17 protein-coding genes and 1 other RNA gene are annotated in these 24,350 nt (G+C 52.0%); 1 reads left to right on the top strand and 17 read right to left on the bottom strand.

Features of this window, described 5'->3' with window-relative positions; all coding sequences use genetic code 11:
- Positions 1 to 3: 3 nt before the first annotated feature.
- On the top strand, positions 4 to 1,734 hold the full coding sequence (locus DACE_RS05135) for a hypothetical protein (RefSeq protein WP_005998941.1): 1,731 nt from the start codon (positions 4 to 6) through the stop codon (positions 1,732 to 1,734).
- 9 nt (positions 1,735 to 1,743) lie between these two features.
- On the opposite strand, the gene DACE_RS05140 is transcribed toward DACE_RS05135, so the two are convergent.
- The 17 genes from DACE_RS05140 to DACE_RS18810 form a co-directional block, all read right to left on the bottom strand.
- Positions 1,744 to 2,535 (bottom strand): M90 family metallopeptidase, encoded by a 792-nt coding sequence (locus tag DACE_RS05140; protein ID WP_005998945.1) that lies wholly within the window; start codon positions 2,533 to 2,535, stop codon positions 1,744 to 1,746.
- A gap of 30 nt (positions 2,536 to 2,565) precedes the next feature.
- On the bottom strand, positions 2,566 to 5,256 hold the full coding sequence (locus tag DACE_RS05145; RefSeq protein WP_040366324.1) for a type I restriction endonuclease subunit R: 2,691 nt from the start codon (positions 5,254 to 5,256) through the stop codon (positions 2,566 to 2,568).
- A gap of 135 nt (positions 5,257 to 5,391) precedes the next feature.
- Entirely contained in the window at positions 5,392 to 6,132 is a 741-nt protein-coding gene (locus DACE_RS05150; RefSeq protein WP_005998950.1) for a DUF3800 domain-containing protein, read from the bottom strand.
- Positions 6,133 to 6,135: 3 nt separating this feature from the next.
- On the bottom strand, positions 6,136 to 6,465 hold the full coding sequence (locus DACE_RS05155; RefSeq protein ID WP_005998952.1) for a DUF6088 family protein: 330 nt from the start codon (positions 6,463 to 6,465) through the stop codon (positions 6,136 to 6,138).
- Positions 6,466 to 6,751: 286 nt separating this feature from the next.
- Entirely contained in the window at positions 6,752 to 6,964 is a 213-nt protein-coding gene (locus DACE_RS05160; RefSeq protein ID WP_040366273.1) for a hypothetical protein, read from the bottom strand.
- 27 nt (positions 6,965 to 6,991) lie between these two features.
- Positions 6,992 to 7,909: a DUF5655 domain-containing protein gene (locus DACE_RS05165; RefSeq protein ID WP_005998954.1), complete on the bottom strand. Its 918-nt coding sequence runs from the start codon at positions 7,907 to 7,909 to the stop codon at positions 6,992 to 6,994.
- 64 nt (positions 7,910 to 7,973) lie between these two features.
- A complete protein-coding gene (locus tag DACE_RS05170) occupies positions 7,974 to 9,881 on the bottom strand; it encodes a hypothetical protein (protein WP_176290169.1) in 1,908 nt (635 codons plus the stop codon).
- The gene (locus DACE_RS05175) at positions 9,878 to 11,302 is read right to left on the bottom strand and encodes a restriction endonuclease subunit S (protein ID WP_005998958.1); all 1,425 of its coding nucleotides are present in this window, start codon (positions 11,300 to 11,302) and stop codon (positions 9,878 to 9,880) included. Before DACE_RS05175 ends, DACE_RS05170 begins: the two co-directional genes overlap by 4 nt.
- A complete protein-coding gene (locus DACE_RS05180) occupies positions 11,292 to 12,944 on the bottom strand; it encodes a class I SAM-dependent DNA methyltransferase (protein WP_005998960.1) in 1,653 nt (550 codons plus the stop codon). Before DACE_RS05180 ends, DACE_RS05175 begins: the two co-directional genes overlap by 11 nt.
- A 487-nt stretch (positions 12,945 to 13,431) precedes the next feature.
- Positions 13,432 to 13,784, bottom strand: a transfer-messenger RNA (tmRNA) gene (ssrA, locus tag DACE_RS17805).
- Positions 13,785 to 13,854: 70 nt separating this feature from the next.
- On the bottom strand, positions 13,855 to 14,307 hold the full coding sequence (gene smpB, locus DACE_RS05185) for an SsrA-binding protein SmpB (RefSeq protein WP_005998962.1): 453 nt from the start codon (positions 14,305 to 14,307) through the stop codon (positions 13,855 to 13,857).
- An 11-nt stretch (positions 14,308 to 14,318) separates the two neighbouring features.
- Positions 14,319 to 14,864, bottom strand: a complete 546-nt coding sequence (locus DACE_RS05190) for a SoxR reducing system RseC family protein (RefSeq protein ID WP_005998965.1) — start codon at positions 14,862 to 14,864, stop codon at positions 14,319 to 14,321.
- Positions 14,861 to 16,138: an amidohydrolase family protein gene (locus tag DACE_RS17085; protein ID WP_005998966.1), complete on the bottom strand. Its 1,278-nt coding sequence runs from the start codon at positions 16,136 to 16,138 to the stop codon at positions 14,861 to 14,863. The genes DACE_RS05190 and DACE_RS17085 overlap by 4 nt, the downstream gene beginning before the upstream one ends.
- A gap of 8 nt (positions 16,139 to 16,146) precedes the next feature.
- A complete protein-coding gene (panC, locus tag DACE_RS05200; protein WP_005998967.1) occupies positions 16,147 to 17,004 on the bottom strand; it encodes a pantoate--beta-alanine ligase in 858 nt (285 codons plus the stop codon).
- Positions 17,005 to 17,016: 12 nt separating this feature from the next.
- Positions 17,017 to 17,817: a 3-methyl-2-oxobutanoate hydroxymethyltransferase gene (panB, locus tag DACE_RS05205; protein WP_005998969.1), complete on the bottom strand. Its 801-nt coding sequence runs from the start codon at positions 17,815 to 17,817 to the stop codon at positions 17,017 to 17,019.
- 346 nt (positions 17,818 to 18,163) lie between these two features.
- Positions 18,164 to 22,909: an NAD-glutamate dehydrogenase domain-containing protein gene (locus DACE_RS05210; RefSeq protein WP_005998971.1), complete on the bottom strand. Its 4,746-nt coding sequence runs from the start codon at positions 22,907 to 22,909 to the stop codon at positions 18,164 to 18,166.
- Between the two features lie 183 nt (positions 22,910 to 23,092).
- On the bottom strand, positions 23,093 to 23,221 hold the full coding sequence (locus tag DACE_RS18810; protein WP_272940853.1) for a hypothetical protein: 129 nt from the start codon (positions 23,219 to 23,221) through the stop codon (positions 23,093 to 23,095).
- Between the last annotated feature and the right edge of the window lie 1,129 nt (positions 23,222 to 24,350).

Below are 24,350 nucleotides of genomic sequence, written 5' to 3' on the forward strand. Positions count from 1 at the left end.
ACCATGACCACACAACAACGCGACTTACTGCTCATCGATGGCTCCGCACCCTTCTTTACCCCGTTTCAGGATGGCCAACGAAAAAACTGGTCCAAAGCGCCGTTGACCGAACTTCAAAAACACGGCCGCATTGATGACAATCTCAAACAAACCATCCTCGACGCCCTGACCCGCTACTGCCAGAAAGTGCGCGACATCGGCTACACCGCCATCACCTTTGATGACCTGGCCCACCTGACTCTGTTCGATTTCTACCCCTACATGCTCAGCCGCACGGTTCATTCGTATCAAGAGTTTTTCCGGCAAGTATTTGCCATTGCCAAGGATGCCGGTCTGGCCATCTACATCACCACCGACATCATATTCTGGAACCGTTTTATCGAAAGCCATACCAAACGGCGCGACGCCAAAATGCGCGAGCTGTTTGCCGAGGCGGTTGAACGTCTGTTTGATCTATTTCCCGAAGTGTCCGGCATCGTCACCCGCATCGGCGAATCCGACGGCGTCGACGTCACCTCACTGTTCAAAAGCCGCATGGTGATCCGCTCACCGCGTCAGTGCAACCGCTGGCTCAAAGAGGTGTTGCCCGTGTTTGAGTCCCACGGGAAAACCCTAATTTTTCGCACCTGGGGACTCGGCGCATTTCGGGTGGGAGATATTATCTGGAATGAAGCCACAGAAAAGGTCGCCTTCGGCGATATTGACTCCCCCTCCTTTGTCGTATCACGCAAATACGCCAGCGCCGATTTTTTCCGCTATCTGCCCCTCAACGAGCGGATCACCCATTCGCAACATCCCCACATCGTCGAATTTCAGGCCCGACGTGAATACGAAGGCTTTGGCGTGTTTCCCGCCTATATTGGCCGACAATATCAAGAATATCGCGACCAACTGGCCGACAACCCACTGCTGCGCGGCATCTCCGTGTGGTGTCAGACCGGCGGCTGGTCCCACTTTGAGCGTCTGACCTTTCTCAACGATTCCTCCCCATGGAATGAACTCAACACCGTCGCTACGCTCCAGCTTTTCACCAGCAACAACACCGCCGATGACATCCTGCGCACCTACTGCCAGCAACGCTTCCCCAATGAAGACCAGGATACCCTCATCGAACTGGTTCAACTGTACGACAAACTCATTGACCAAATCTGGTACTTCGACCCGTTTGCCCGTCAGTCTCTGTGGTTTCGCCGCCTACGCGTACCACCGCTCCTGTGGATTTTCTGGGATACCATCCTCGTCAATCGCGCCCTGCGTCTGGTATTTCGTACCTTCATGGGCAACAGCAAAAAGGTGCGCATCAACGACAAACTGCTGCGCAGCGACATCCGCCAACTGCGCACCCTGACAAAAAAACTCAGCAAAAATCAACAACAACTGATCCTTGCCGCCGACACCTTTGAACTGCTCTACGCCTTGCGCCGCTTTTATCTCGGCAAAGCCGGCAACAAACGGGAGAAAAAAGTCTGCACCCGACTCAAGAAATATCACAACAAACACCCCAAAGGCTTTCTCGTCGAATGCGACTTCTCGCCATTCCGCATTCGCTGGATCACCACCGGACTGTTCTTCGGCATCATCCTGCGCAACCAGTCGCGCTACCGCCTGCTCGACCGCTTCCTGCTCATCCCCCTCACCGGCTGGATGTTTCCGCTGGTCAAGCGCTGGCAACGTCACCGCATTCCTGATCTGGCGGAGCGGCAGGCAGTCGGATTGGAGGTGTTTTTTCGCTAAGGGGAAGGATTATCGACGGGATGAAATTAAGCGTTGGTAGGTATCTTGTTGATAGTATTCCTGCAACACACGATATAGATCCGGCGCCTGTTTGATCAGCGCACGAGGCTGGTCAAAGAATTGCTCCGTGGCCACAGCAAAAAATTCCGCCTCGTTGGTGGCCCCATAGGCATTGAGGAATGATTTCTTGCCCCTATCGGCATCGTTCTTGAGTCGAAGATATTCACGGGAGCAGATGTCAATCCAGTCGCGGTATTCGTCCCGGTTGCTCAAAGGCGGCGTGCCATCGGCCGTGCCGTCGAGCATATCCAGTTTATGGGCGAATTCGTGATATATCACATTGTGGCCCGATTCCGGATGGCGACCTTCACGCAGCGCCGCATCCCAGATAATAATGACCGGCCCCTGTAAAAAAGCCTGGCCAAGAATCGGCGACTGACGGTCTGCCTGAATACTCGGCCGTTCAAAAAAGCCCGGTGTACGTTGTGGTGGCACAACCGTCGTTGGATAAACGATGATAGATTGAACATTTCGATAATAATTGTGGGGCAGCCCCAAAAGCAGCAGACACGCCTGGGCCGAAATAGTCACGCGAATTTCGTCGTCAATCTCCAGGCCACCCGCACCCTCCCACTGTTTTTCGGCGATAAACACCTGAATCAGGGCACGCAATTGGGCACGCTCGGCGTCAGTCAGCATAGCATCATGAGCCACATTACGACGGATAATGTCATCCCATGCAGGTGGAAAAACAGCCTGGGTCGGTTTTTTGCGGCGACGGTTGCGAAACCAGTCAAACATTGGGAGTTCCCGTTTTTGTTTTTAGGAATATCAGCTCGACCAGCCAGAGCAGAGAACTTCAGCCTGTTTCAACACCAAATCCACCGCATCCTCTTGCTTATCCGGTGGGTATTTATAACGGCGCAATGTCCGCCTCACCAGATTCCGCAATTTTGCTCGCACGCTCTCTCTCACCTGCCAATCAACCGAAGTACTGTTGCGCAGTTTTTCAGTGATCTCCACCGCGATTTTTTTCAAGATCTCATCACCCAATTCCCGCACCGCGCTTTCGTTGTTGGCCAGAGCGTCGTAAAAAGCCACTTCGTCGGAATTCAGGCCCAACTCCTCGTCGCGTTTGAGTGCATTTTGAAAATCCTTAGCCATCTGGATTAGTTCTTCGATCACCTGAGCGGTCTCGATGGCTCGCGCGTGGTAGCGATTCAGCGTGGCCAGCAGGCGTTCGCTGAATTTCTGCTCCATCACCACATTGTTGCGGGTTCTGGCCTTGATGGTGTCGCGCAATAGTTTTTCCAGCAGCACGGCCAGCGCCTCTTCCGCTGCCAAGGTCGGTGCCCCTTTCCCTTGGGCATTGACATAAACCTTTAGGGCTTGCTTCAGTTCGTTGGCAATGCCGATATAATCCACCACCAGACCACCCGGTTTGTCCTTGAATACCCGGTTGACACGGGCGATAGCCTGCATCAGGTTGTGGCCACGCATCGGTTTGTCGACATACATGGTATGGCAGCTCGGGCAGTCGAAACCGGTCAGCCACATGTCACGCACAATGACCAGTTTCAGGCCATCCTTGGCGTCCTTAAAACGCTTCTCCAGCCGCTTCTTGGTCGTCTTGTTATAGATGTGCGGTTGCAACAGGGGCCGGTCGGCTGCCGAACCGGTCATGATGATCTTGATCGCACCCTTCTCCGGGTCGGGGTCATGCCAATCTGGCCGCAAGTTGATGATCTCATTGTAAAGATGCACGCAAATCTCACGGCTCATGCAGACGATCATGCCTTTGCCTTCGACCACACTGGTGCGCGCCTCAAAATGGTGCACCAAATCTTCGGCAACCTCTTTTAACCGCGGCTCCGCTCCCACCAGTTTTTCCAGCGTCGCCCACTTGCTCTTGGTGCGTTCGCGCTGTCTGACATCCTCCTCATCCTCAATAACATCCTCGACCTCATCGTTCAGTTCTTCAATCGCGGCACGGTTGATGTCGAGTTTGGCCAAGCGTGACTCAAAATAGATCGGCACTGTGGCCTTGTCATCAACTGCATCCTGGATGTCGTAAATGCTGACGTAATCGCCGAACACCGCACGGGTGTCCTTATCTTCCTGAGAAATAGGCGTACCGGTAAAGCCAATGAACGAGGCATTGGGGATGGCGTCACGCATATGTTTGGCAAAACCGTAGATATACTGACCGCTCTTGGTATCGAGTCGTGCTTTAAAACCGTATTGGCTGCGGTGCGCTTCGTCACTGATAACCACAATATTACTGCGGGAGCTCAGGATGGGATGCGCCTCCTCCCCTTCCAGCAGCGAAAATTTCTGCACCGTAGTGAAAATGATCCCGCCCGATGGTCGTGCTGCCAGTTCATCGCGCAGATCGGTTCGACTGTCCACCTGGACAGGTGTCTGCCTGAGTAATTCCTTGGCACCGACAAAAGTTTCAAAGAGCTGACCGTCGAGATCGTTACGGTCAGTGACGACAACAATGGTCGGGTTGTTCATCTCCGGCTGCTGCAACAGCTTCCCGGCGTAACAGCACATGGTGATGCTCTTGCCCGATCCTTGGGTATGCCAGACCACCCCGGCTTTGCGCGATCCGGGTTGAACTTCTTTGCCGTACGTGGCCCGTTGATCGGAGATTTCAAACTTTTGCGCCGGAGCCGAGGCGATCAGTGTTACTCGCACCGCTTCGCGCACAGCATGGAACTGATGATAACCGGCAATCTTTTTGATGAGGTTGCCATCGTCCAATTCGAACAGAATGAAGTAACGCAGATAATCGAGCAGCAGCTCGCGATCAAAGAAGCCCTTGACCACTTTCTCCAGTTCATATTCGAGTAGCGGCTTGTCATCCTCATTGCGAATTGTCCGCCAAGGCATAAAACGTTCTTTATTGGCGGTGAGCGAACCAATGCGGGCAGTCAAACCATCGGAGACCACCAACGCCTCGTTGCAGACAAACAAATCGGAAATTTCCTCCTTGTAGGTTTGCAACTGGTCATAGGCTTTCCAGATATCAGCATGAATGTCGGCAGGATTTTTCAGCTCAATCACGGAAATCGGCAGCCCGTTGATAAACACGACAATATCCGGGCGACGCAATTGTTTAGTCCCAGCCACGGTAAACTGATTGACCACCAGAAACTCATTGCGTTCGACATTGTGGAAGTCGATGAGAAACACTTGATCGGTCCGGATTTCATCACCATCACGGAATTCGACCGGCACCCCCTCAAGAAGCAGTTTATGGAAGGCGCGGTTGTTGTGGATCATCACCGGGGATTCGGGCTTGGTAATGGTCTCGGCGGCATCTTCAAAAGATTCAAGGGGGATATGCGGATTGATCTTTTGCAGAGCGGTGAGCAGGCGACCTCTCAGGACAACCTCCTGATAGTCGCTGCGCTCCGGCGTATCGCCATCGTGGGCAATGTCAGGGCCAAAGGCGTAGTCGTAGCCACCGGCACAGAACCAGTCCAGACAAATTTGTTCAAGCTGGTCTTCAGTAATCATTGGATGAGCTCCCCCCTGGAACTGAATTCATTGATTGACAACAATACGCATTGCCGGTAGAGTTTGCCTTAAGGACTGGGGATTCCCGGTCGACAGTTGGCCTCAGCGGATACGTTGGGGCCTTTTGTTTTTTCAGGGGAAGCATTTTAGCCCCCAACCATCAAACCGCCCTCTACCGTTCCTATAAAATTTGTTCTCAATGGTGTCGTAGGCACGGTTCGGTTGCTCTGGACGCAATATCCTCATCCCGATAGGTCGTGCAATCAAATCTGCCATTTGTAGTCCTGCTGAATTACTTTTCTTGTCAGCAAAAACCACCTCGAAAGGCAGAGCACATCGATGTCTATTTTGCCCATCACAAACTCGACGAAATTCTAATTCCAACTCTGAGTCTTCTTGCGATCCGCGTTTTTCCACAACAATGTGGGTTTTCTGTTCCGTAGCACCGACTCCACGCAAATAATAGAAAATCCTTTCAAGTCCGAATCCTAAAGCGAGATGATACGGATTTTCTGGATTCGTATATTTTTCACGCAAAGGTTCCTTTCGAATAACAGATGCAATGAATGCGAATTGAGTTGCCGCAACAATATCGGTCAGCTCGTTTAAAAACGCCTCTTTTTTCTCACGAGTTTTCAGGATAGAAAAATCACCTCTATCTTTGCGGATGTCAGTTTCGTGTAAGATAACTTGATCGTGGCCGAAATGCTTAAATTTAAAATGCTTGAATGTAGGTACCAACCCGTCGGCATAATCGACTTTACGAAAAATGCAAAAAGCCAGCACAAACACAGGGTAGTTTTGGTCAATGGTCTTCAGGCCGTGGTCGCCACTTTCGTCCACAAAAACAATGTATTCGCTAAATTGCCCCACAATTCACCCCTCCCGGCAAATCTGCTTTATGGCATCGTAAACCCAACCGGTGACAGTTGTGGTTTCCTTTAGTATCTTTCCGCACTTCTCCGACGCGATCTGGTTGCGGATCTTTTCAATCACCTCGGAAGTGATCCGTTCCTTGCCCAGGGCCTTCAGCGCCTGAACAATCAGCCCACTCTCTCGGTGCTTAAAGCCGATCTCTTTCAGTGCGGTGTTCTTGAACTCCAACGTGTAACTGAGGATGGAATATTTGCGATTCGGGCTGTCACCATCCGGGGCAATATCCGGCCCAAAGGCGTGGAGCCATCCCCCCCTCTTGGAACCAGTCAAGACAAAGTTGTTCGATTTGCCCCTCCTTCACTGTGATACAGGCTTGCTCGGAATGGTTCGGTTTCGTCGGATAGCGATAACGCAATTTTTTCGTTTTCACCATCGGTTGCAGATAATCTTTACGTAAAACCTCCATAGAACGATTCAGCAAACGATGAACTGCTCCAAGGTCAGAGGAGATTGAGCGCATAGAGCTAAAATGACCCGCTCCATTTCCGTTGTTGGCGCTCTTTTCTTAGTTGCAACCGGCGCGGCTTTCAATTGCAAATCCCCCGACCCCCCAGAGCTATCCCCCAGAGCTATCCCCCAGACCTTCGCTGCGAACCCCCGAACCTCTGGATGTTAAATCATGGGGACGAATATCCATCATGCCGATCATACGGCTGTGATCAACGGTTTTCTCAATCTGGGCCGTAACCAGAATCAGTCTGGCCTCCTGACTAAGATGATCAAATTGTTTACCCAAACTGTTCCGCAATACCTCCAACGTTTCAAGCATGATTAAAAACTCCTGGCACCAAAATCATCAGCTCATCTCATAGCTTTGTTGAATCAAATACTTAGCGCGTTCAAGATCGGCGTCATTACGGATGGTCAGTTCAAGGTTGCCTGTGCCGAAATGACCAATGTTTGACACATCACGGGAAAACCCAGCTTCCAGCCCGAGGGACTGCGGATCAACCTTTAAAAAGACCAGGATATTGCCGCTTTGCGGGTGAACCTCAACACAGGCAAAGTTTTTGATCCGTTTAAAGGCAATGTAGAATTTCAAAACTTTCTTCTGTACATCATCACCCAGAGCGAGCAAAAACGTTTCCAGTGCCTCATAACGGCTGCGTTGTTCGCCGGATGCCTGGTTAAGATAATCAGAAACCGTTTTGTAACGGTTCTTACTGTTTGCGGCCCCAGGTTCCGTTGTTTTCTGCTCCGTAGTTTCCCCGGCGGTCACGGCATTGACCAGCTCCAGCAGCAACAGTTCATCGGCAAATTTTTTGTAGCGCAGCAGCTCAATATTGCGGTTGATCTGCTGCACCGCGTGAATGTCGTAGCGGGTGAAATCTCCGGCAATGCAGAGCAGGCGCGGCGTGCTCCATTCGATGTTATCCCGTGTCTCCTTACCGAATCTGTCCAGCGCCAGCAGCTCGAATTCCGCCTTGTGGTCCAGTAGCCAGTCGAGATAAAAGAGGCCTTGGTTGATGACGTTTTCATTCAAAGTACGTTTGTACTCGATAATCACCGGGCAGCCGTTTTCATCAATGCCCAAGGTATCGATCCGGCCACGGTGGGTATGGCCGGTGGAGTATTCCGAAGCAAGAAAGCGAACGCCGAGGAAGGTTTCCAGATTTTTTTCCAGCAGAGTTTGCAGCGAACGTTCAAGGGCGACGGATTTACCTTCCAGTTCGGCAATGGTTCCGTTGATTTTGAAGAGTTTGATGTCACTCATATGTCAACCTTTTTCGCGTTTGGACCTGTTAAATATTATGCCCCCGGAATTCCCGTAGGAATTGTTATTCGTCAATCCCCAATGCAGAATTTTCTTTTTGGACCAGCCCATGACAGCGCCATTCACGAAAAAGAGAATAGACCTTTAAAGGTTTAAGGTCCCAAAAAGTGCCCGCCAAACGAAGTAAACCACTAACTCCAGCAACCGAAAGTAGTGCCCAGCCAAGTTCGCTTTGATTTGTAAGCTTGATAACCCCAACGACTGCAACAGCTCCCTGCGAGATCCAAATCAAAATTGAGAGCAGTAGAGCCTCCCTTTTTGCTGTTTTGTCACAACGCCAGTAAATTTTTTCCTTAATTGATTCATTGCGAGTCAATGCGTCTTGAAATTTTCTCTCAGCCTCCCCTCTTGCCTTCTCAGATAAGTCTAATTTATGGCTGTCTTCTTTTTTAATTTCCGAGACAACACGATTTAACGTCTCAGTAATTTTTTCCTCAGTAAGCGCGGCATCTTCACCAAGGGTTAACTTCATCAGCTCTTCTTGCACATGTAAACTGCTTCTCAAGATTTGATGATCACGAGGGGTGATTGTTCCACTTTTTTGGAGTTTGTCCGCCTCTGCTAGAAATTTCTCCCAGAACTCACTAGTAGGTCTTAATGCTGCGTAGGCAAAAGCCAAAACCTCTCTGCGCGGTAATGAAGGTGCCCCTTGTGGAGCTTTAAGCCACGCTGTGTTGGCTAAGCTAAAATCAGTGATGACAGTTGAAACCTCACGCGATTGTTCAATTTTTTTTCCGTACTCATAAGCAGCTTTAGAAAAACCAGTATTGTTTGTCACAAAAACAGCTTTAGCTTTTTCTACGGTATGAGGGCACGTGCCTTTACGTAAAACATAAATACTTCGCACCGAGTTTATGTCATATTCACGCGCATTTGGATTGTAGTAATTAACCTCATCGTTAAGTGCATCGGAAAAAGTGGTTTCTTCAATTTGAAATTCATGGATATAGCCCGGGGTTGGGTGAGCTTCAATTCCAGACGCTGCTAATTTTTCAACGGCGTTTTGCGCAGTCAATACAAGGTCTGACCTAGAAGTACCCGCTCTTCTTGCCTCGAAAATAACTGCGCCTCTCCCTTTGGGAGAATCAATATATTCAGCTGCACCGTTAATAACGTTTAGCAACTCATCCCGGGTATGGGTAAAAAATGACACCTTTCCGTCAAGCCGTTGCACCAATGCAACCAAATCATTACAAGATTGTTGTTTTTCTACACCCTCAAGGCCGAGATATTGCACCAACAAGGGAGTATCGAAATAAAAAGTAACTTCTTTATATGTGCTCGATACGGATTGCAAATCTGGACAAAGAAGTGCGTTGGCCAGCATGTGACCCTGAACTATGACCATGAAATTCTCAAATCGTCCTGGGTCGGTTTTCTGCAAATTTTGTACATACTGGCTCACTAAAACGATTTTCCAACTACCATTGCCATTAACTTCTGGAAGTGCCGTTCCTCGGAGATAGGCTTTCATGCAGGGGATCGAGAATTTAGAAAGAAAAACTACGAGGCAATCCATCGCAGTATCATCATCTAATTCACGGTTTGCACTTTCTTTAGCGAACTCTCTAAACCAATGGACAACAGAGGAAATTTTCCTCGAAGCAGCCGCATTTTCAGCGGTCCAATCCTTTTCTTCTATTTCGCGAACGACATAGAAAACACCTTCAGACTTCTGCAGCAAACCCACCTTAACTAATCGCTGAAGAATTATCTGAACAGATCTTCGAGGGATCTCCAATCCATGCTCTTCTCTTAACTTCAATGAAACAGAAGAGTCGTTAATGATTTTGAGTTGCCCATGCTTCAACACTCTCAGAATGAAAGGGCGAAGATATTCAAGATAGTCTTTGCCTTGGTCAATGTTTACTTTCAACATGGCAAGGCTTGTGAGTGTTGATTCGGAGTTCATGCAGATTCCTCGATCGTTTCACTTAGGGTATCAATACATAATTCACCAGACAGCAGCTTTGGAAGCAGGGTGTCACGGAGGAAAGAGAGGGACCGAGAGACTATTCGCAATTCAATTTCTTGGGCCAACAATGAAGAGAATAGAGAATCAAAACTATCAATCCCACTTTTCTCTGGGGCAACACACAAAGCTTCGGTCAAATGCTTGCGCTGAATATGCCCCATTGTGACAGCCTTATCCGCTGCAATATTTTGAAAACGGGCAAGGTGGAATTTAGTCCAGTGAAGATAGAACCACTTCGGATAATTAACAGAGGTGACCTTGAAAAGATGCTGATTCAATGCCCCTTGCCCCCCAGTCCAGATATCGACAGTCAAACTACCTGACCAAGAGAATAGGACATCCCCATCATCCACGATGTATACCGGTTTTAATTTTGACGAAGCTCGATCAGCACCTTCGGTGTCCCCCTTTTTAAGTTGAGCAATTTTTATGACCGGCAACCAATCTGTTTCACTTTCAGGTGGAAACTTTTGAAGTGCCAACCCATTGAGATAGTTTGCAACCTGATCAAGCGACTTCACCTCCCACCCCACCGGAATCAAACCCAACTCCGACTCCACCAGAGCATCAGGGAACAGGGCGGCGGTGGCGGCGAGTTGTTGGTATTGCTCGGGGGGGAGTTGGTCGAGTTCGGGCTCAAGTTTACCGCTGATGGCGCACATGGCGGCGCGCTCGGGGTCGCGGCCTGCGGCTTTGGCTTCGATCTTCGCTTTGACCGGCTCAAAATCGATGAACCAGCTTTTGAAGATGGTCTGGGCGATCTGTTCGAGTGTCTGGTTGATTTGGCGGTTGAGTTCGATTTTGTCGTCGAGGGCAGTCAGAACACTAGCAACCTGCTCTTGCTCCTCGATTGATGGAAGCACAAAAGGCAGCGCCGACAGAATCGAAGTATTGAGGTTCGGCATCGTCGCGCCTTGGGCATGCCGAACAATCCATTCGCGAACTGATGGATGACCTAAATAGTACGCAGCATAAGGTGGGTGCACGACGCTTTTTTCGCCAAACCTCACACGCAAGCACCCGGTTCCACATAGCCAGCCATCCTCAGGTTCACGAACAAGAGCTCGGCGCTCAACATCACCACGTCGGCTGTAAACAATGTCACCAGTTCTGACTAGGTATTTCGAAAGTCGGCGTGCATCCTCAGGAGTAATTCGAGCAATTCCCTCCTCACTGATTCTGTTATCGCCTATGTTCATCGGCATGATTGAGGGGATTCCGACCGGCACATAGTCGGCAGCATGGAGCTGACTTCCAAATGGCCCGGTCTGAACGTCTCCTCCACCCCTTCGGCAGACATCGCCAAGTGTTGCAACTTCCCAAGATGTCGAGAGAGGGAACAGGGACTCAACAGTCATAACCAAGCCCCGCCAAATTCCGTTTAATATCCCCTTCCAATTCACTACTCCGGGCAAACTGCTCCTGCAACTGCGTCGTCAACCGCGCCATCTTCTCGGCAAAGGGCTCGCCATCCTCCACCTCATCCGCCGCACCGACATAACGCCCCGGCGTCAGTACAAAGTCGTGCTTTTTGATCTCCTCCAGCGTAGCCGAGCAGCAGAAGCCGGCCTCATCGGCGTAATCCTCCCCCTGCTGCCACACATGAAAGGTATCGGCAACCTTTTGAATATCCTCCGGCTTGAAGTCGCGCAGTACGCGATCTTTCATGTAGCCGAGGTTGCGGGCATCGATAAAGAGCACCTTGCCGGAGCGGTCGGCCAGATTGCCCCGCGCCTTCTTGTTGCGGGTGAGAAACCAGATGCAGGCAGGAATTTGGGTATTGGTGAAGAGCTGCCCCGGCAGGGCGACCATGCACTCGACCAGATCGTGCTCCACCAGCGCCCGACGGATATCCCCTTCCGTGTTGGTGTTGGAACTCATCGAGCCGTTGGCCAGCAGCAGGCCCATGGAACCACCCGGCGCCAAGTGGTAGAGCATGTGCTGCAGCCAGGCAAAGTTGGCGTTGCCGGAAGGCGGCTTGCCGTAGTGCCAGCGCGGGTCGTCGTCTTTGACGCCGGTATCCCACTCCTTCATGTTGAACGGGGGATTGGCCATGACAAAATCGGCACGCAGGTCGGGGTGCTGATCGTTGGTGAAGGTGTTGGCCGGTTCCTTGCCGAAGTTGAAATCGAGACCACGGATCACCATGTTCATCGCCGCCAGCTGCCAGGTGGTGTGATTGTACTCCTGGCCATAGATGGAGACGTTGCCGAGCTTGCCGCCGTGCTCCTTGATAAACTGCTCGCTCTGCACGAAGAAGCCACCCGAACCCATGGCCGGGTCATAGACCCGCCCGGAGAAGGGTTGCAGCATCTCAACAATGAGGCTGACAATCGACTTGGGGGTATAGAACTGGCCCCCCTTCTTCCCTTCGGCGAGGGCAAACTGACCAAGGAAATATTCGTAGACATGACCGAGGATATCCTTGGCCTGCAACGAGGCGTGCTTGAAGGGGATGGTGGCGATCAGGTCGATCAATTCACCCAGCTTGGCGGGGTCGATCTGCAACCGGCCGTAGGACTTATTGAGCACCCTTTTGAGCTTGGGATTGTCCTTCTCGATGGCGTCCAGCGCATCATCGATCAGCCGACCGACGCTGCGCATTTCATAGGTGGTTGTTTTACCGTTTTTGATTTCTATTTTTGTGCCAGGTGGCAGTTTAGCGTTGTCCTGCAAGTTCGCCCAGCGCCCCAAAGCCGGAACCCAGAACACGTTCTTCTCGGTGTAATAGTCGCGCACTTCCAGCTCAACGGCGATCTCTTCCTGACATTCGACTTCAGATGCAAAATCCGCAGGGTCGAGATAGTAATCATGATTTTCGTCCTGAAACTGCTCAATCAACTCTTGGCGGCGAATATCAAAGGCATCGGAAACGTATTTGATGAACAGCAGGCCAAGGACGGCGTGCTTGTACTGAGCGGCATCAAGGGTGGAACGCAACTTGTCGGCAGCATTCCATAATTTTTTTTCGAGGTTTTGCAGAAATTCCTGTTCGGACATTCAACTCTCCACGCACGGCTTAGAATTTACACGTATCATTTTTACAAGTGGTTAAACTACACCCAACCACAGCATAAGTAAATGATTCTAATATGTTATTCAACTGATCAACTTTAGGCAATATATAGAAAAAGGCGGCGGGAATCGCCTACTACGTCATTCGCATCACGCTCACTCCTGCGTAGGCTCCCCTTCGCTCGCTGATGTGGCCATCCCAGTGCTCTGTCAATGCTAAAAATTCGCGTGTATGGCACAGCTTCGTGCCGTTCACACAAGGCGCGAAAACGCAGAAGTGGCCAACCCACTTCAAGGTTTTGCAACGCCGTGGGAATGGTGCGAGGCGAAGCCAGACCCGAATTATTTAGGATTGCCAGAGCACTCACCGCTTTTCTGACATTTAGTCAGCGCTCGCTGCGCTTCGATTCCCGGCGCTGGCTTTCAGCATTAAAAAAGGATGCAACCCTTCAGGGCTGCATCCTTTTTTGATTGGTGGAGGCGGCGGGAATCGAACCCGCGTCCGAAAATCTTTCACTTAAGGCGTCTACATGTGTAGTCTGTGTTTTAAATTTAACCGCATGCAGCCCCCACAGACAGGCTCTTACATGTGGCGATTCCGTTTAGATCTCGCTGTTGAACCACGGACTTGAACAACAACCAGCCTACTAAATTGACGTCGCTAGAAACCCGCAGGCGAAGAGACTAGAGACGTGGCAGACTTAAGCTGCCAGTGCGTACGAAACGTCAGTATCGGCGTTTGTATAAGATGGGCTTTTTAACGGAGCCTGCCCACTCCGACATGCAACCTTAGCTTCCAATCCCCGTCGAAACCTTGGCGCCCCCTTTCATTTTTTAAGGACATAACCACACTAACATAAAACTGTCGATTTTTCGAGGTGTTTTATCGACAATCTTAACGGTTTTCTTTAAATATTTTTGCCATCTCACGGTCGGCCTGTTTCTTCTTGAGGCTTTCGCGTTTATCGTGCAATTTCTTACCGCGGCCAACGCCAACTTCGAGTTTCACATAGCCGTTTTTGAAGTAGATTTTTGTCGGCACCAGCGACAAACCTTTCTCTTCAACTTTACGAACCAGCTTGTCGATCTCGTATTTGTGCAGCAACAATTTACGGATACGGGTCGGATCGTGGTTTTCCCGGTTGCCCTGCTCGTAGGGGCCGATGTTCATATTGTTGATGAACAGCTCACCCTTCATGATGCGGCAGAACGATTCCTTGATGTTGACGTTGCCAAGACGCAACGATTTCACCTCGGTGCCGGTGAGAACCATGCCGGCCTCGTAGGTCTCCTCAATGTAATACTCGTGGTAGGCCTTTTTGTTTGTCGCGATAATCTTAATGCCCATGGGCGTTGATTTTAACCTTCAGTAGTATGTTCTTCAGCGGCAGGATCATCCTGCTCGGCTGGAGTAATCACTTCAACAATGCGTGCCAGGGAGGTCTGGACCACGGCCGGGCGTCCGAAACGAAACACGCCGAGGGTGCCGACCATAAAGGCGCCGCCGATCATCAGTGCCAACAGCGCTGCCGGAATACCGACGGGCAACAGGCTGGCGATAAAATAACCGACTGCCAGACCGAGTGCAAGCATGATAAAGGCAATGATGTATAAAAAGTTCTGCGAGTCGGCTAAACCGGCGGTGGTTTCGATCTCGACACGCACCGTATCCCCGACCCGCGCATAGGGCTGATTATCCGCCAGCAGGCGGCGTTGGCCATTTCCACCGCTCTGACAGCAGCCACCGGAAGCTCCGCAACCACTACACCCGTCGCTTTGCTCCCTGGCTACAACAGCCAGGCGCTTTTCGCGCAGCTCAATGACCACGCCGGTCTCGCTGAGAGTGGTCTGGTGCTCAAACAGCCGATTGACCACCTCTTTGGCTGTGGGAATCTCTTCGATCATGCCCCCTCCTCAATACTTCGATCATAACGGATGTGACCGTCAATCACCACTAAAGAGACCTCATTCGTCCGCTCAGAGTGGCACAGGTGCTCCGTTAACTGGCTTCGAACCGGCGACTGCTCAGCACGGAGCACTTGAAAGGTTGCTCGACTCCCCGCGCCCAGATAGCCCAGGTCATCAAATCCCATCGCTTTTGCCCCGCCAACCGTCGCCATGTGTAACAACTGCTCACAACTCAATTCGCCTTGAAACCAGTCACGGGCAAAAGCCATTTCATCCCAGATTGACAATGAGTCATTGCTGGCCAGGCTGTCGGTGCCAAGCGCCAGATTGACTCCTGCGGCGAGGTATTCGGCCACGGGAGCAACACCACACTGCAACTTGGCGTTGGAACGCGGGCACAGCACCATACTACATCCGGACTCAGCCACCGTAGCGATCTCGTCACGATTAAGGTGAACGCCGTGGACCAGCAGCGTATCGGGACGTAGCGCTCCGGCTTTTTCCAGACAGGGCAATGGCCGCTGATGGCGGGGTTTATCGAGAAACGGCGTCCAACCGACGAAGGGATAAAACTGATCAACCATGGGACCGCGATGTTGATGCATAAACTCGATTTCGTCATGCGATTCCGCCACATGCACCGTGGTCGGTAGATGACGACAACTGGTGTAGCGGTAGCTCTGCTCCAGCAGATCATCGCTGAGGGTGTATGGCGCATGCGGTGCCGCGCCCCACTGGCTGGTCGGCCAGTGTTCCCGGCAGTGATCGAGATTATCCCATTGCAAATGAACACGCACCGGATCGTGGCCCAGCACTTCGATGTAACAGCGCCCCGGCAATTGCTCGGCAACCGTGGCGTAAAAACCTGATTCCGACAGGATATCGGCAATCACGCCGGTACCGCTGCGGATGGATTGCCGCAGGCCGTTGAGCCAGGAGGCTTTGGAAGCCTCACCATTAACCCGCCGGGCAATTTTAACGCGAATAAGGCGCAGCAGCCACGAAGTGAAACCCGCTTGTTCCGGCTCTGGAGAATGGACCTCAGCGGCCCATTGGGGAAAGTCGCTTAATTCGAGATGGGTGTGCGCATTGACAAACGCCGGTAACAAGATGCTGTCGCCCAGATTGACCATGTCGGCTTGAGGATAGCGCGCTGCCAGCTCTGCGGCAGGACCCACGGCAACAATGCGCTCCTGATCAATAACCAGCGCACCATCTTCGATGGGATCGGTTCGGATCGGCACAATATAGCGACAACGAAACAGCTTCATGACAGGCCTCAGGCACGCACCGGTTGCAACAGATAGTGGTTGTCGATCAGTCGCGTGGTACTAAAGCGTACCGCCAGCAGAATCACAGCGTGCTCATCGACCTGTTCCAGGTCCTGCAGAGTTTCATCGTGACAGATCTGAATGTAATCGATACGCGCATCAGGTTGAGCGCTGATGATATCCCTCGCTTGAGCGATCAGTGTTGCGGCATCGCGTTGCCCGGCGACAGCCGACTCACAGACACTGCGGATGGAAGCAATCAAGGACAGCCCCTGGCGTCGCAGATCATCGCTGAGATAAGTATTGCGTGAACTCATGGCCAAGCCATCAGGCTCACGGACAATTGGCATGCCGAGAATGGTGATCGGCATATTGAGGTCGCTGACCATTTTACGGATCACAGCCAGTTGCTGAAAATCCTTCATCCCGAACAGGGCAACGTGGGGTTGAACCAGATTGAACAGCTTATTGACCACCGTGGTCACGCCATCAAAATGACCGGGACGGCTGGCACCGCACAACCCCTCACTGAGTCCGGTGACCTGAACCGTGGTGGCACTGCCTTGCGGATACATGGCGTCGGCTTCCGGGGCAAACAGAATATCAACGCCGGTTTTGGCGGCCAGCTCGGCATCGCGCTGTAAAGCACGCGGATAGCTGTCAAAATCTTCGTTCGGGCCAAACTGGGTGGGATTGACGAAGATCGACAGCACCAGCAGGTCGCCACGACCGCGCCCTTCTTCCAGCAATGACAAATGGCCCTGGTGAAGGAACCCCATGGTGGGAACGAAGCTGATCTTTTTACCTTGTTGACGCTCGGCCAACATCCGTTGTTGAAAGGCCTGAACATCGTGAATGATTTCCATCTGCGCCCTCTCCTAAAAACTGTGTTCGTCGCCAGGAAATGTTCCGGCACGCACTTCATCGATGTAGCTGGTCATGGCTTCTTTGATGAGCGGAGCCAGATCAGCATAAACTTTGACAAACTTGGGCGAGTATTTTTCGCACAAACCGAGAATATCGTGAATCACCAGCACCTGACCGGAGCAATGTACCCCGGCACCAATGCCGATGGTCGGGATATCGATACTTTCAGTAATCTCTTTAGCCAGATCGGCAGGAATCCCTTCGAGCACCACGGCAAAGGCACCGGCTTCAGCCACGGCTTTGGCATCGGCAATCAGTTGCCGGGCCTGTTCCTCTTTGCGGCCCTGGACACGATAACCGCCCATGCGGTGAATTGACTGCGGCGTCAGGCCGATGTGGGCGACCACCGGAATGTCCATGTTAACGATGGCACGGATGGTGTCAGCGACGTTTTCACCGCCTTCAAGCTTAACGGCGTGGGCTCCGGCATCCTTGACCAGACGTCCGGCATTCAAACAGGCGTCGCGCACATCCACCTGATACGATAAAAACGGCATGTCGGCAATGACCAGGGCACCCTGGCTGCCGCGCATCACCGCTTTGGTGTGATAAATCATCTCTTCCATAGTGACCGGCAAGGTGGTGTCATAGCCGGAGAAGACACTGCCGACGGAATCGCCGACCAGAATCATGTCGATTCCGGCCTGATCCATCATCCGGGCGAAGGGGTAGTCATAGGCCGTTAATACGGTGATCTTGTCCCCTTTGGCGTACATGTTCTGAACATCGAGTACGGTGGTTTGTTTCCTCATGGTCTCATCCTGTTTTTTGCCTGAACCATAAGGGATTCAGGCACAATGCATTTCAACGAAAAAGCCTTCCAGAGTCACGACGACTGGAAGGCCAAAAACAGCATCATGTTCCTAATGGAAACATGACCTCGCGCCGGTGAATGCCTCCGTCCCGGTCCATCGATCCGGGCAGCATGTATAAAGACGTATGATCAACGTCAGCGAGTTTGCCTGTCGGCTCCCCAGACGCGTTGCGGGCCAGCAAAACTCAGCAATCAAGGCTATAGGCGTGCCCGGTAAATGTCCAGATTTTTTTGGCCGCTCCGTTAAGAGCGGCCAGTGGCTATCCGGACAATCTCATTTTCTGTTAAAGCATCCCATTCAGATGATCAAGCATGATCATCAACGGGTGGAAGTTGGCGGCCGGTTGGTCGAGCATCAGGGTCTGCAGCCGCTTGTAACGGCGGAAGCGCACCCGCGATTGCGCCAGAAGACGATCGATATTGCCGTCAAACTGTTGCAGCACTTTTTTAGCCAGGACAAACTCGGCATGGTGATAGCCGGTACGCAAGGCATGGCGAGTCATACGATCCCACCGGTCACGCAGCGGCACCTGTTCAATGGCACTGAGCAGATCCTTGATTTCAAACTGGGACTGAACATCGCCCAGCACGACGGCAGCGGTATGAAGATCGATCTCTGTCTGTTGATGGAGGGCCATTACCGGCAGCAGGTTTTCCATCATCGGCAAGGTGGCAAACTGCAGGGCGTGCTCTTCATCCATGCCCTGAGCCACCATGTCTCCGGCCAACTGCTGACAGGCGTTCCAACGTTTTTCGGGCAACACACTGCTGAGCAGCTTGCCGTAGTCGGCAAGGTCCTGACTCATGGCGCTGAGTTGTTCAAAATCGATCAGCTCGCGTGCCTGACTCAGAGCCCAGTCGCACATGGCGGACAGGGTTTCTTCGAGTGCCAGCAAACGACGATATTGCTCTTTGGCGGGCATCTGATTGTCAAGCTGCTGAATTTGGCCACGTAACGCCGCACCATCAACCAAGCGGTCAAAATGGATATACGCCTCAGCGACCTGATGCAGCGGGATGTCGTAACGGCGCCCCATTCGATAGCAAAAAGCACAGCCAGCCTGATTGACCACCAAGTTGGTGATCATGGTGGCGATGATCTCCCGTTTCAACGGCTGGCTGTCGAGATGATCGGCAAATTGGTCAGCAATAGCCTGCGGGTAATAGTCAGCAAGAAATTCCGCAGCCAATGGCCGGTCCGGCAGGTCAGACTCAAGCAGATCATGATAGAGCTGCATCTTGCTGTACGCCAGCAAAATGGCCAGCTCCGGCCGGGTGTAGGCGACTTTGCGGCCCATCACCTCTTTGCTGCCGGGCAGCGCCTCACTCTGGCGGTTGAGCAGATCGATGGTTGCCAGCCGTGCGGTCAGATCGATAAACAGTTCGCGATCCTGCTGACTGCGCAGACTGTCGAGGGACAGGCACTGGCTCTGACCATAGTTGTTGGCCAGAACGACATCGCACACATCGTCAGTCACGGCTTCCAACAGGCGATCCCGCTCATCTTCATCGGCCACCTGACCCGATTCCATCAGGTGCTGCATGAAGATCTTCAGGTTGACTTCATGGTCGGAGCAATCCACCCCGGCCGAATTGTCGATGGCATCGGTGTTGATACGTCCGCCGTTCACGGCGTATTCGATCCGCGCCAATTGGGTCATGCCGAGGTTGCCCCCCTCACCCACCACTTTAGCGCGCAGTTGGCTGCCATTGATCCGTACCGCATCATTGGCCCGATCGCCGGCATCCTCATCCTTTTCACTGCCGGCTTTCACATAGGTGCCGATACCGCCGTTCCACAACAGATCAACATCCGCCATCAACAACAACCGGATCAGGCTGTCACCGTCGAGAGTTTCGTGACGCACGCCGAGCCAGTCGCGCACCTGCTCGGATAACGGAATCTCCTTGGCATCGCGATCAAACACGCCGCCACCCTCAGAGATCAGCTCAGCGTTGAAATCACTCCACGACGAACGTGGCAGTTCAAACAACCGCTTGCGCTCGGTAAAGGTGGTTGCCGGATCGGGATCGGGATCAAGGAAAATATGGCGATGGTTAAACGCTGCTTTGAGACAGATTTGTTCCGAGAGCAGCATGCCGTTACCAAACACGTCGCCACTCATATCGCCGATACCAACAACACTGAACGGCTCACTCTGGATATCGATGCCCATTTCACGGAAATGGCGCTGGACACACACCCAGGCACCGCGAGCGGTGATACCGAGAACTTTGTGGTCGTAGCCGCGTGAGCCACCGCTGGCAAAGCCGTCGCCGAGCCAGAAGTTGTAATCACGACTGACGGCATTGGCCGTATCCGGCAGATGGGCGGTGCCTTTATCAGCCGCCACCACCAGATAGGGGTCATCCTCGTCGTAACGCACCACGTCTTGTGAGGGAACCACTTTACCGCTCACGCGGTTGTCGGTCACATCGAGCAAACCACGCATCAGGGTCTGGTAGGCTTTTTTCGATAAAGCCATGCCCTCTTCACGATCGGACCATGGAGTTTTGACAATAAAACCACCTTTGGAACCCACCGGGACAATCTGGGCATTTTTGGTCATTTGGGTCTTCATCAACCCGAGAATCTCAGTGCGGAAATCGTCCGGACGATCGGACCAGCGGATGCCACCACGGGCAACCATGCCACCACGCAGATGGATCCCCTCCATGGCGGCGTTATGCACATAAACCTCAAACAGCGGTCGCGGTACCGGCATATCCACAATGCCGATAGCACTGATCTTAAACGAGAAGAAATAGTCGTCACTATCCTTGCGCTTGAAGAAGTTGGTGCGCACCGTTGAATCGATCAGGTTGAAGATGGTGCGCAAAATGCGGTCTTCATTGACATCATCCACCTCACGCAACGCTTCAATCAGCTCCATGCGTGCCGGAAACAGTGCCTGTTCGTCACGCACCACCGGATCGGCCCATTCCACCTTGTTGATAAATCGCGATTCAAAATAGCGGTACAGTGCCAGGCAGGCACGTGGATTATTGAGCAGTGCAAAGGCTACGGTACGTTTGGTAAACGACGAGCCGAGTTGGAAATAGTAGTTGCGATAGGCGCGGAACACATCGATCTGCTGCCAGTCAAGACCGGTGGACACCAGCAGACGGTTGAGATAATCGTTTTCGGCCCGGCCGCTGCGCAGAGCGCGCAGGGCATCAAGCAGCCGCTCACGAATATGCAGCAGACTCTCTTGGCCTGGCAGTTTATTGAGCACGCCGAAGCTCTTGATAAACAGATCCTGGCCGTCAACATTCAGGGTGAAATCCACCTCATCAATGATGGTCAGATCGAGGTTGACCAGAATCGGCATCAATTCATTGAGATACCCCTGGCGGGTACTGTAAAACTGCAATCGACACGAGGAGTTAACCCCACTGTTGATCGGCCCCCACAAGTCAACCTGTTCCTGTTGTTCCTTGAGCAGGGTCTCCAAACAATGAATATCACGCAAACAGAAACGCGGATGGATGCGGGAACGGTAATCCGGACAGAAGGCATCAGAATAACGCCGCCACAACTCCAATCCACGCTGATTACCCTGCTCACGTATCAACACGGTGCGCAGTTTCTGCTTCCAGCTTTGGAGCAATCCCGTCAGTGAACTGGCCAGTTGATCAAAGTCGACATCTTTCGGTTTGTCACGACAGATCAGCGTGGCTTGGACAATGTAATATTCGTTGTTGAACTGCAGCACCCGCATGTTGGGTTTACGCGCATGAAAGTGGTAGGACAAAAAGTTTTCCAACTGGCTGAAATCGGCATTCTGACTCAGGGTGCGCGGAACAATCAACAACAAAGCCATGGTGCTCAATTCGGTGTCCATGGGAACTACCCGCACACTACCCTGCGGGGCAAACAGCAGTGAGTTGATAATGTGCTTGAGCTGCTCAACGGAAAGAAAAAACAGTTCTGGTTCGGGGAACGTGGCCAGCAACGCTTCGATTTTTCGATAATTGTAGCTGCCTTCGGCAATCCCCAGATGTTCCAGGGCATAGGTGATTTTACTTTGCAGTGCCGGGACATCGAGAGCCGAACAACCATGAACCGAACGCGTGTACAAGCCCAGAAGCACATGCTCGAGGATGCCGTGTTCATTGTATTTGTCACGTAGACAGATCGCTGTCAGCGGCTCATCACGCCAGACCTGGCTGGGAATAACGGTCTGCATAACCAGAAGCGGTGATTTACGCATCAGGCAAGACTGAATCAGATCATCACACTGACTGAGCGCCTGTGGCTGCAGATAATTAGGGTGATCGGGATGATCGCTGATTCCCAGAGCTTTTTCCTTGAGAGCCTGAACCTGACCATCGTCACAACACGCGTCCAACTGCAGTTGACGATAGCCGAGCAGCAGAAAATGATCGTCTTTAAGCCACTGCCACAGATCACTGAACCCGGCTGCTCCGGCCAGACCTTCAAGCTCAGTGAAACGTTGCTGCAGGGCCGGAGTATCGTTACGAAAACGATGAACCTCGTGAAAGACATCGGCCACATCCTGTTCAAGCTGTTCACACCCTTCCACCTGAGCCAGTTGAACAACAATGAACGACTCATCCGCATTTGACAGATCAGCATCGGCCAGCGTCACAATGTGCCCATCCTCACGCTCAACCTTAAGGCGCAAATGAACAATCTCCTGCCAATCGAGATGCTGTCGGGTCAGGTAGACCTGTAACGAATCAAACAGATACTGTGCGTCCTCAACACTGCACAGTAACAACGAGATATGGTGCCCGGTCACGGGTATGCAACGTACCGCAACAGGCTGTTGGCGCGCGTCCATAGTGGCAAAAAAGGAGCTGATAATTTCGACCATCTCATCACTGCTCAATTGCAACAGTTCACCGGGAACGGCCTGTCCTTTCAACGCTTTAAGCAATGAAAAAACCGCTGCACGTTGTGGGTCATCAAAGCGTTGTTTGAGAGAGTCGGTCAATGTAGCTAGGAGTTCATGGAATTGGGCAATGGTCTTACTGTGGGTTTGAAACTGATGAGATTGGTCCACGATCTGATTACCCCCCTGGTTGGATAATAAGCTGGATGGAAATAGTATTGTAATGTTTAGAGTTTAGATGAGCGCCCAGGGTTTGGCAAGAACACATTCAGATTTGTATACGCGACAAATCCCCACTCTCCGCGAGACTGAGGACGATCAATTCACCGTGGTATCTTTTCCCATGTAGACAGATTACACACGTCGAATAAGAGACTTTTTAAGATGCTGCTCAAGACGTTGACCATCACGACGAAATTGCCGATAGTTCAGCCAACCGATTCCCGCCAGAATTACGCCGCCAAGACAGATCGCTTCAATCATAGTTTCCTCCGATCATTAAACATATCTATCCCGACATGGCGACGTAAGAGAACGATGAGTATTGTGTAAAATCGTAGAGATGTTCATGCTGAACGAAAGAGCTGGGGCGCTAAACAACAGACTCACCAAGGGTGGGCACCGTCCCACCCGTTTAATTGGTGCCACGGAAGAAATAGAGTAAGGTGTCAAACCGTTATCAACATTTACGCCAGATATGATGAGTAGCATGATTTGCCGAGCTAAAGGGAGGCACGCCGAATAAGTGAAGCACACCGGAAATCGCCCCATTATCGGTTGATCCAGGTCCAGGAGGTGTTCAAGCTGTTTTTTACATACTTTTGAATGCCAGTCAAAAGTATGTCGGTTGCCGGGACGAAACCCGGCGACCTTGCTCTTGACTTTGATCTTCAGTGGTTCGTCATTCGGAACGAATCGCGCTGGCAAACATCATCCGTTCGCAATTCTGGTACGCACGTGACGTGGGCTTCCGCGCCCACACCTCGGGCCACATTTTGCGTCGACAAAAGTGGCGCAAAATCGACTCCCGTCATTGCACCCTGCGGGTCCCCTCACTTCATTCGCTTACGCTGTGATGTCGGCAAAAACTCGCTCACGCTCAAACAGTTTGCCGACAACCATCACAGCGACGCTCTTTGCGTTCGGTGCTGCTGAACGGGAGAACTTGGTTGCTAAATAACAACCCCAGACAGGGTGGGCAGTGCCCACCCGCTTAATCGGTGCCACGGAAGAAATAGGGAGCTGCGTCAAACCGTTATCAACGTTTTACGCCTAAGATGATGAGTTGCATGATTTGCCGACCTAAAGGGCGGCGAGCCGAGTCTGTGAAGCATAACGGAAACAGACTCACTGTCGGTTAGTCTAGGTTAAGGAGGTGTTCAGCTGGTTTTTGCATACTTTTGGGCGGCCAGCCAAAAGTATGTCGGCTGCCGGGACGAAACCCGGCGACCTTGACGTTGATCTTGACCTTGCTCTTCAGTGGTTCGTCATTCGATACTGATCACGCTGGCAAACTTCATCCGTTCGCAATTCTGGTACGCACGTGACGTGGGCTTCCGCGCCCACACCTCGGGCCACATTTTGCGTCGACAAAAGTGGCGCAAAATCGACC

The sequence above is a fragment of the Desulfuromonas acetoxidans DSM 684 genome (assembly GCF_000167355.1).
Classification (GTDB): domain Bacteria; phylum Desulfobacterota; class Desulfuromonadia; order Desulfuromonadales; family Desulfuromonadaceae; genus Desulfuromonas; species Desulfuromonas acetoxidans.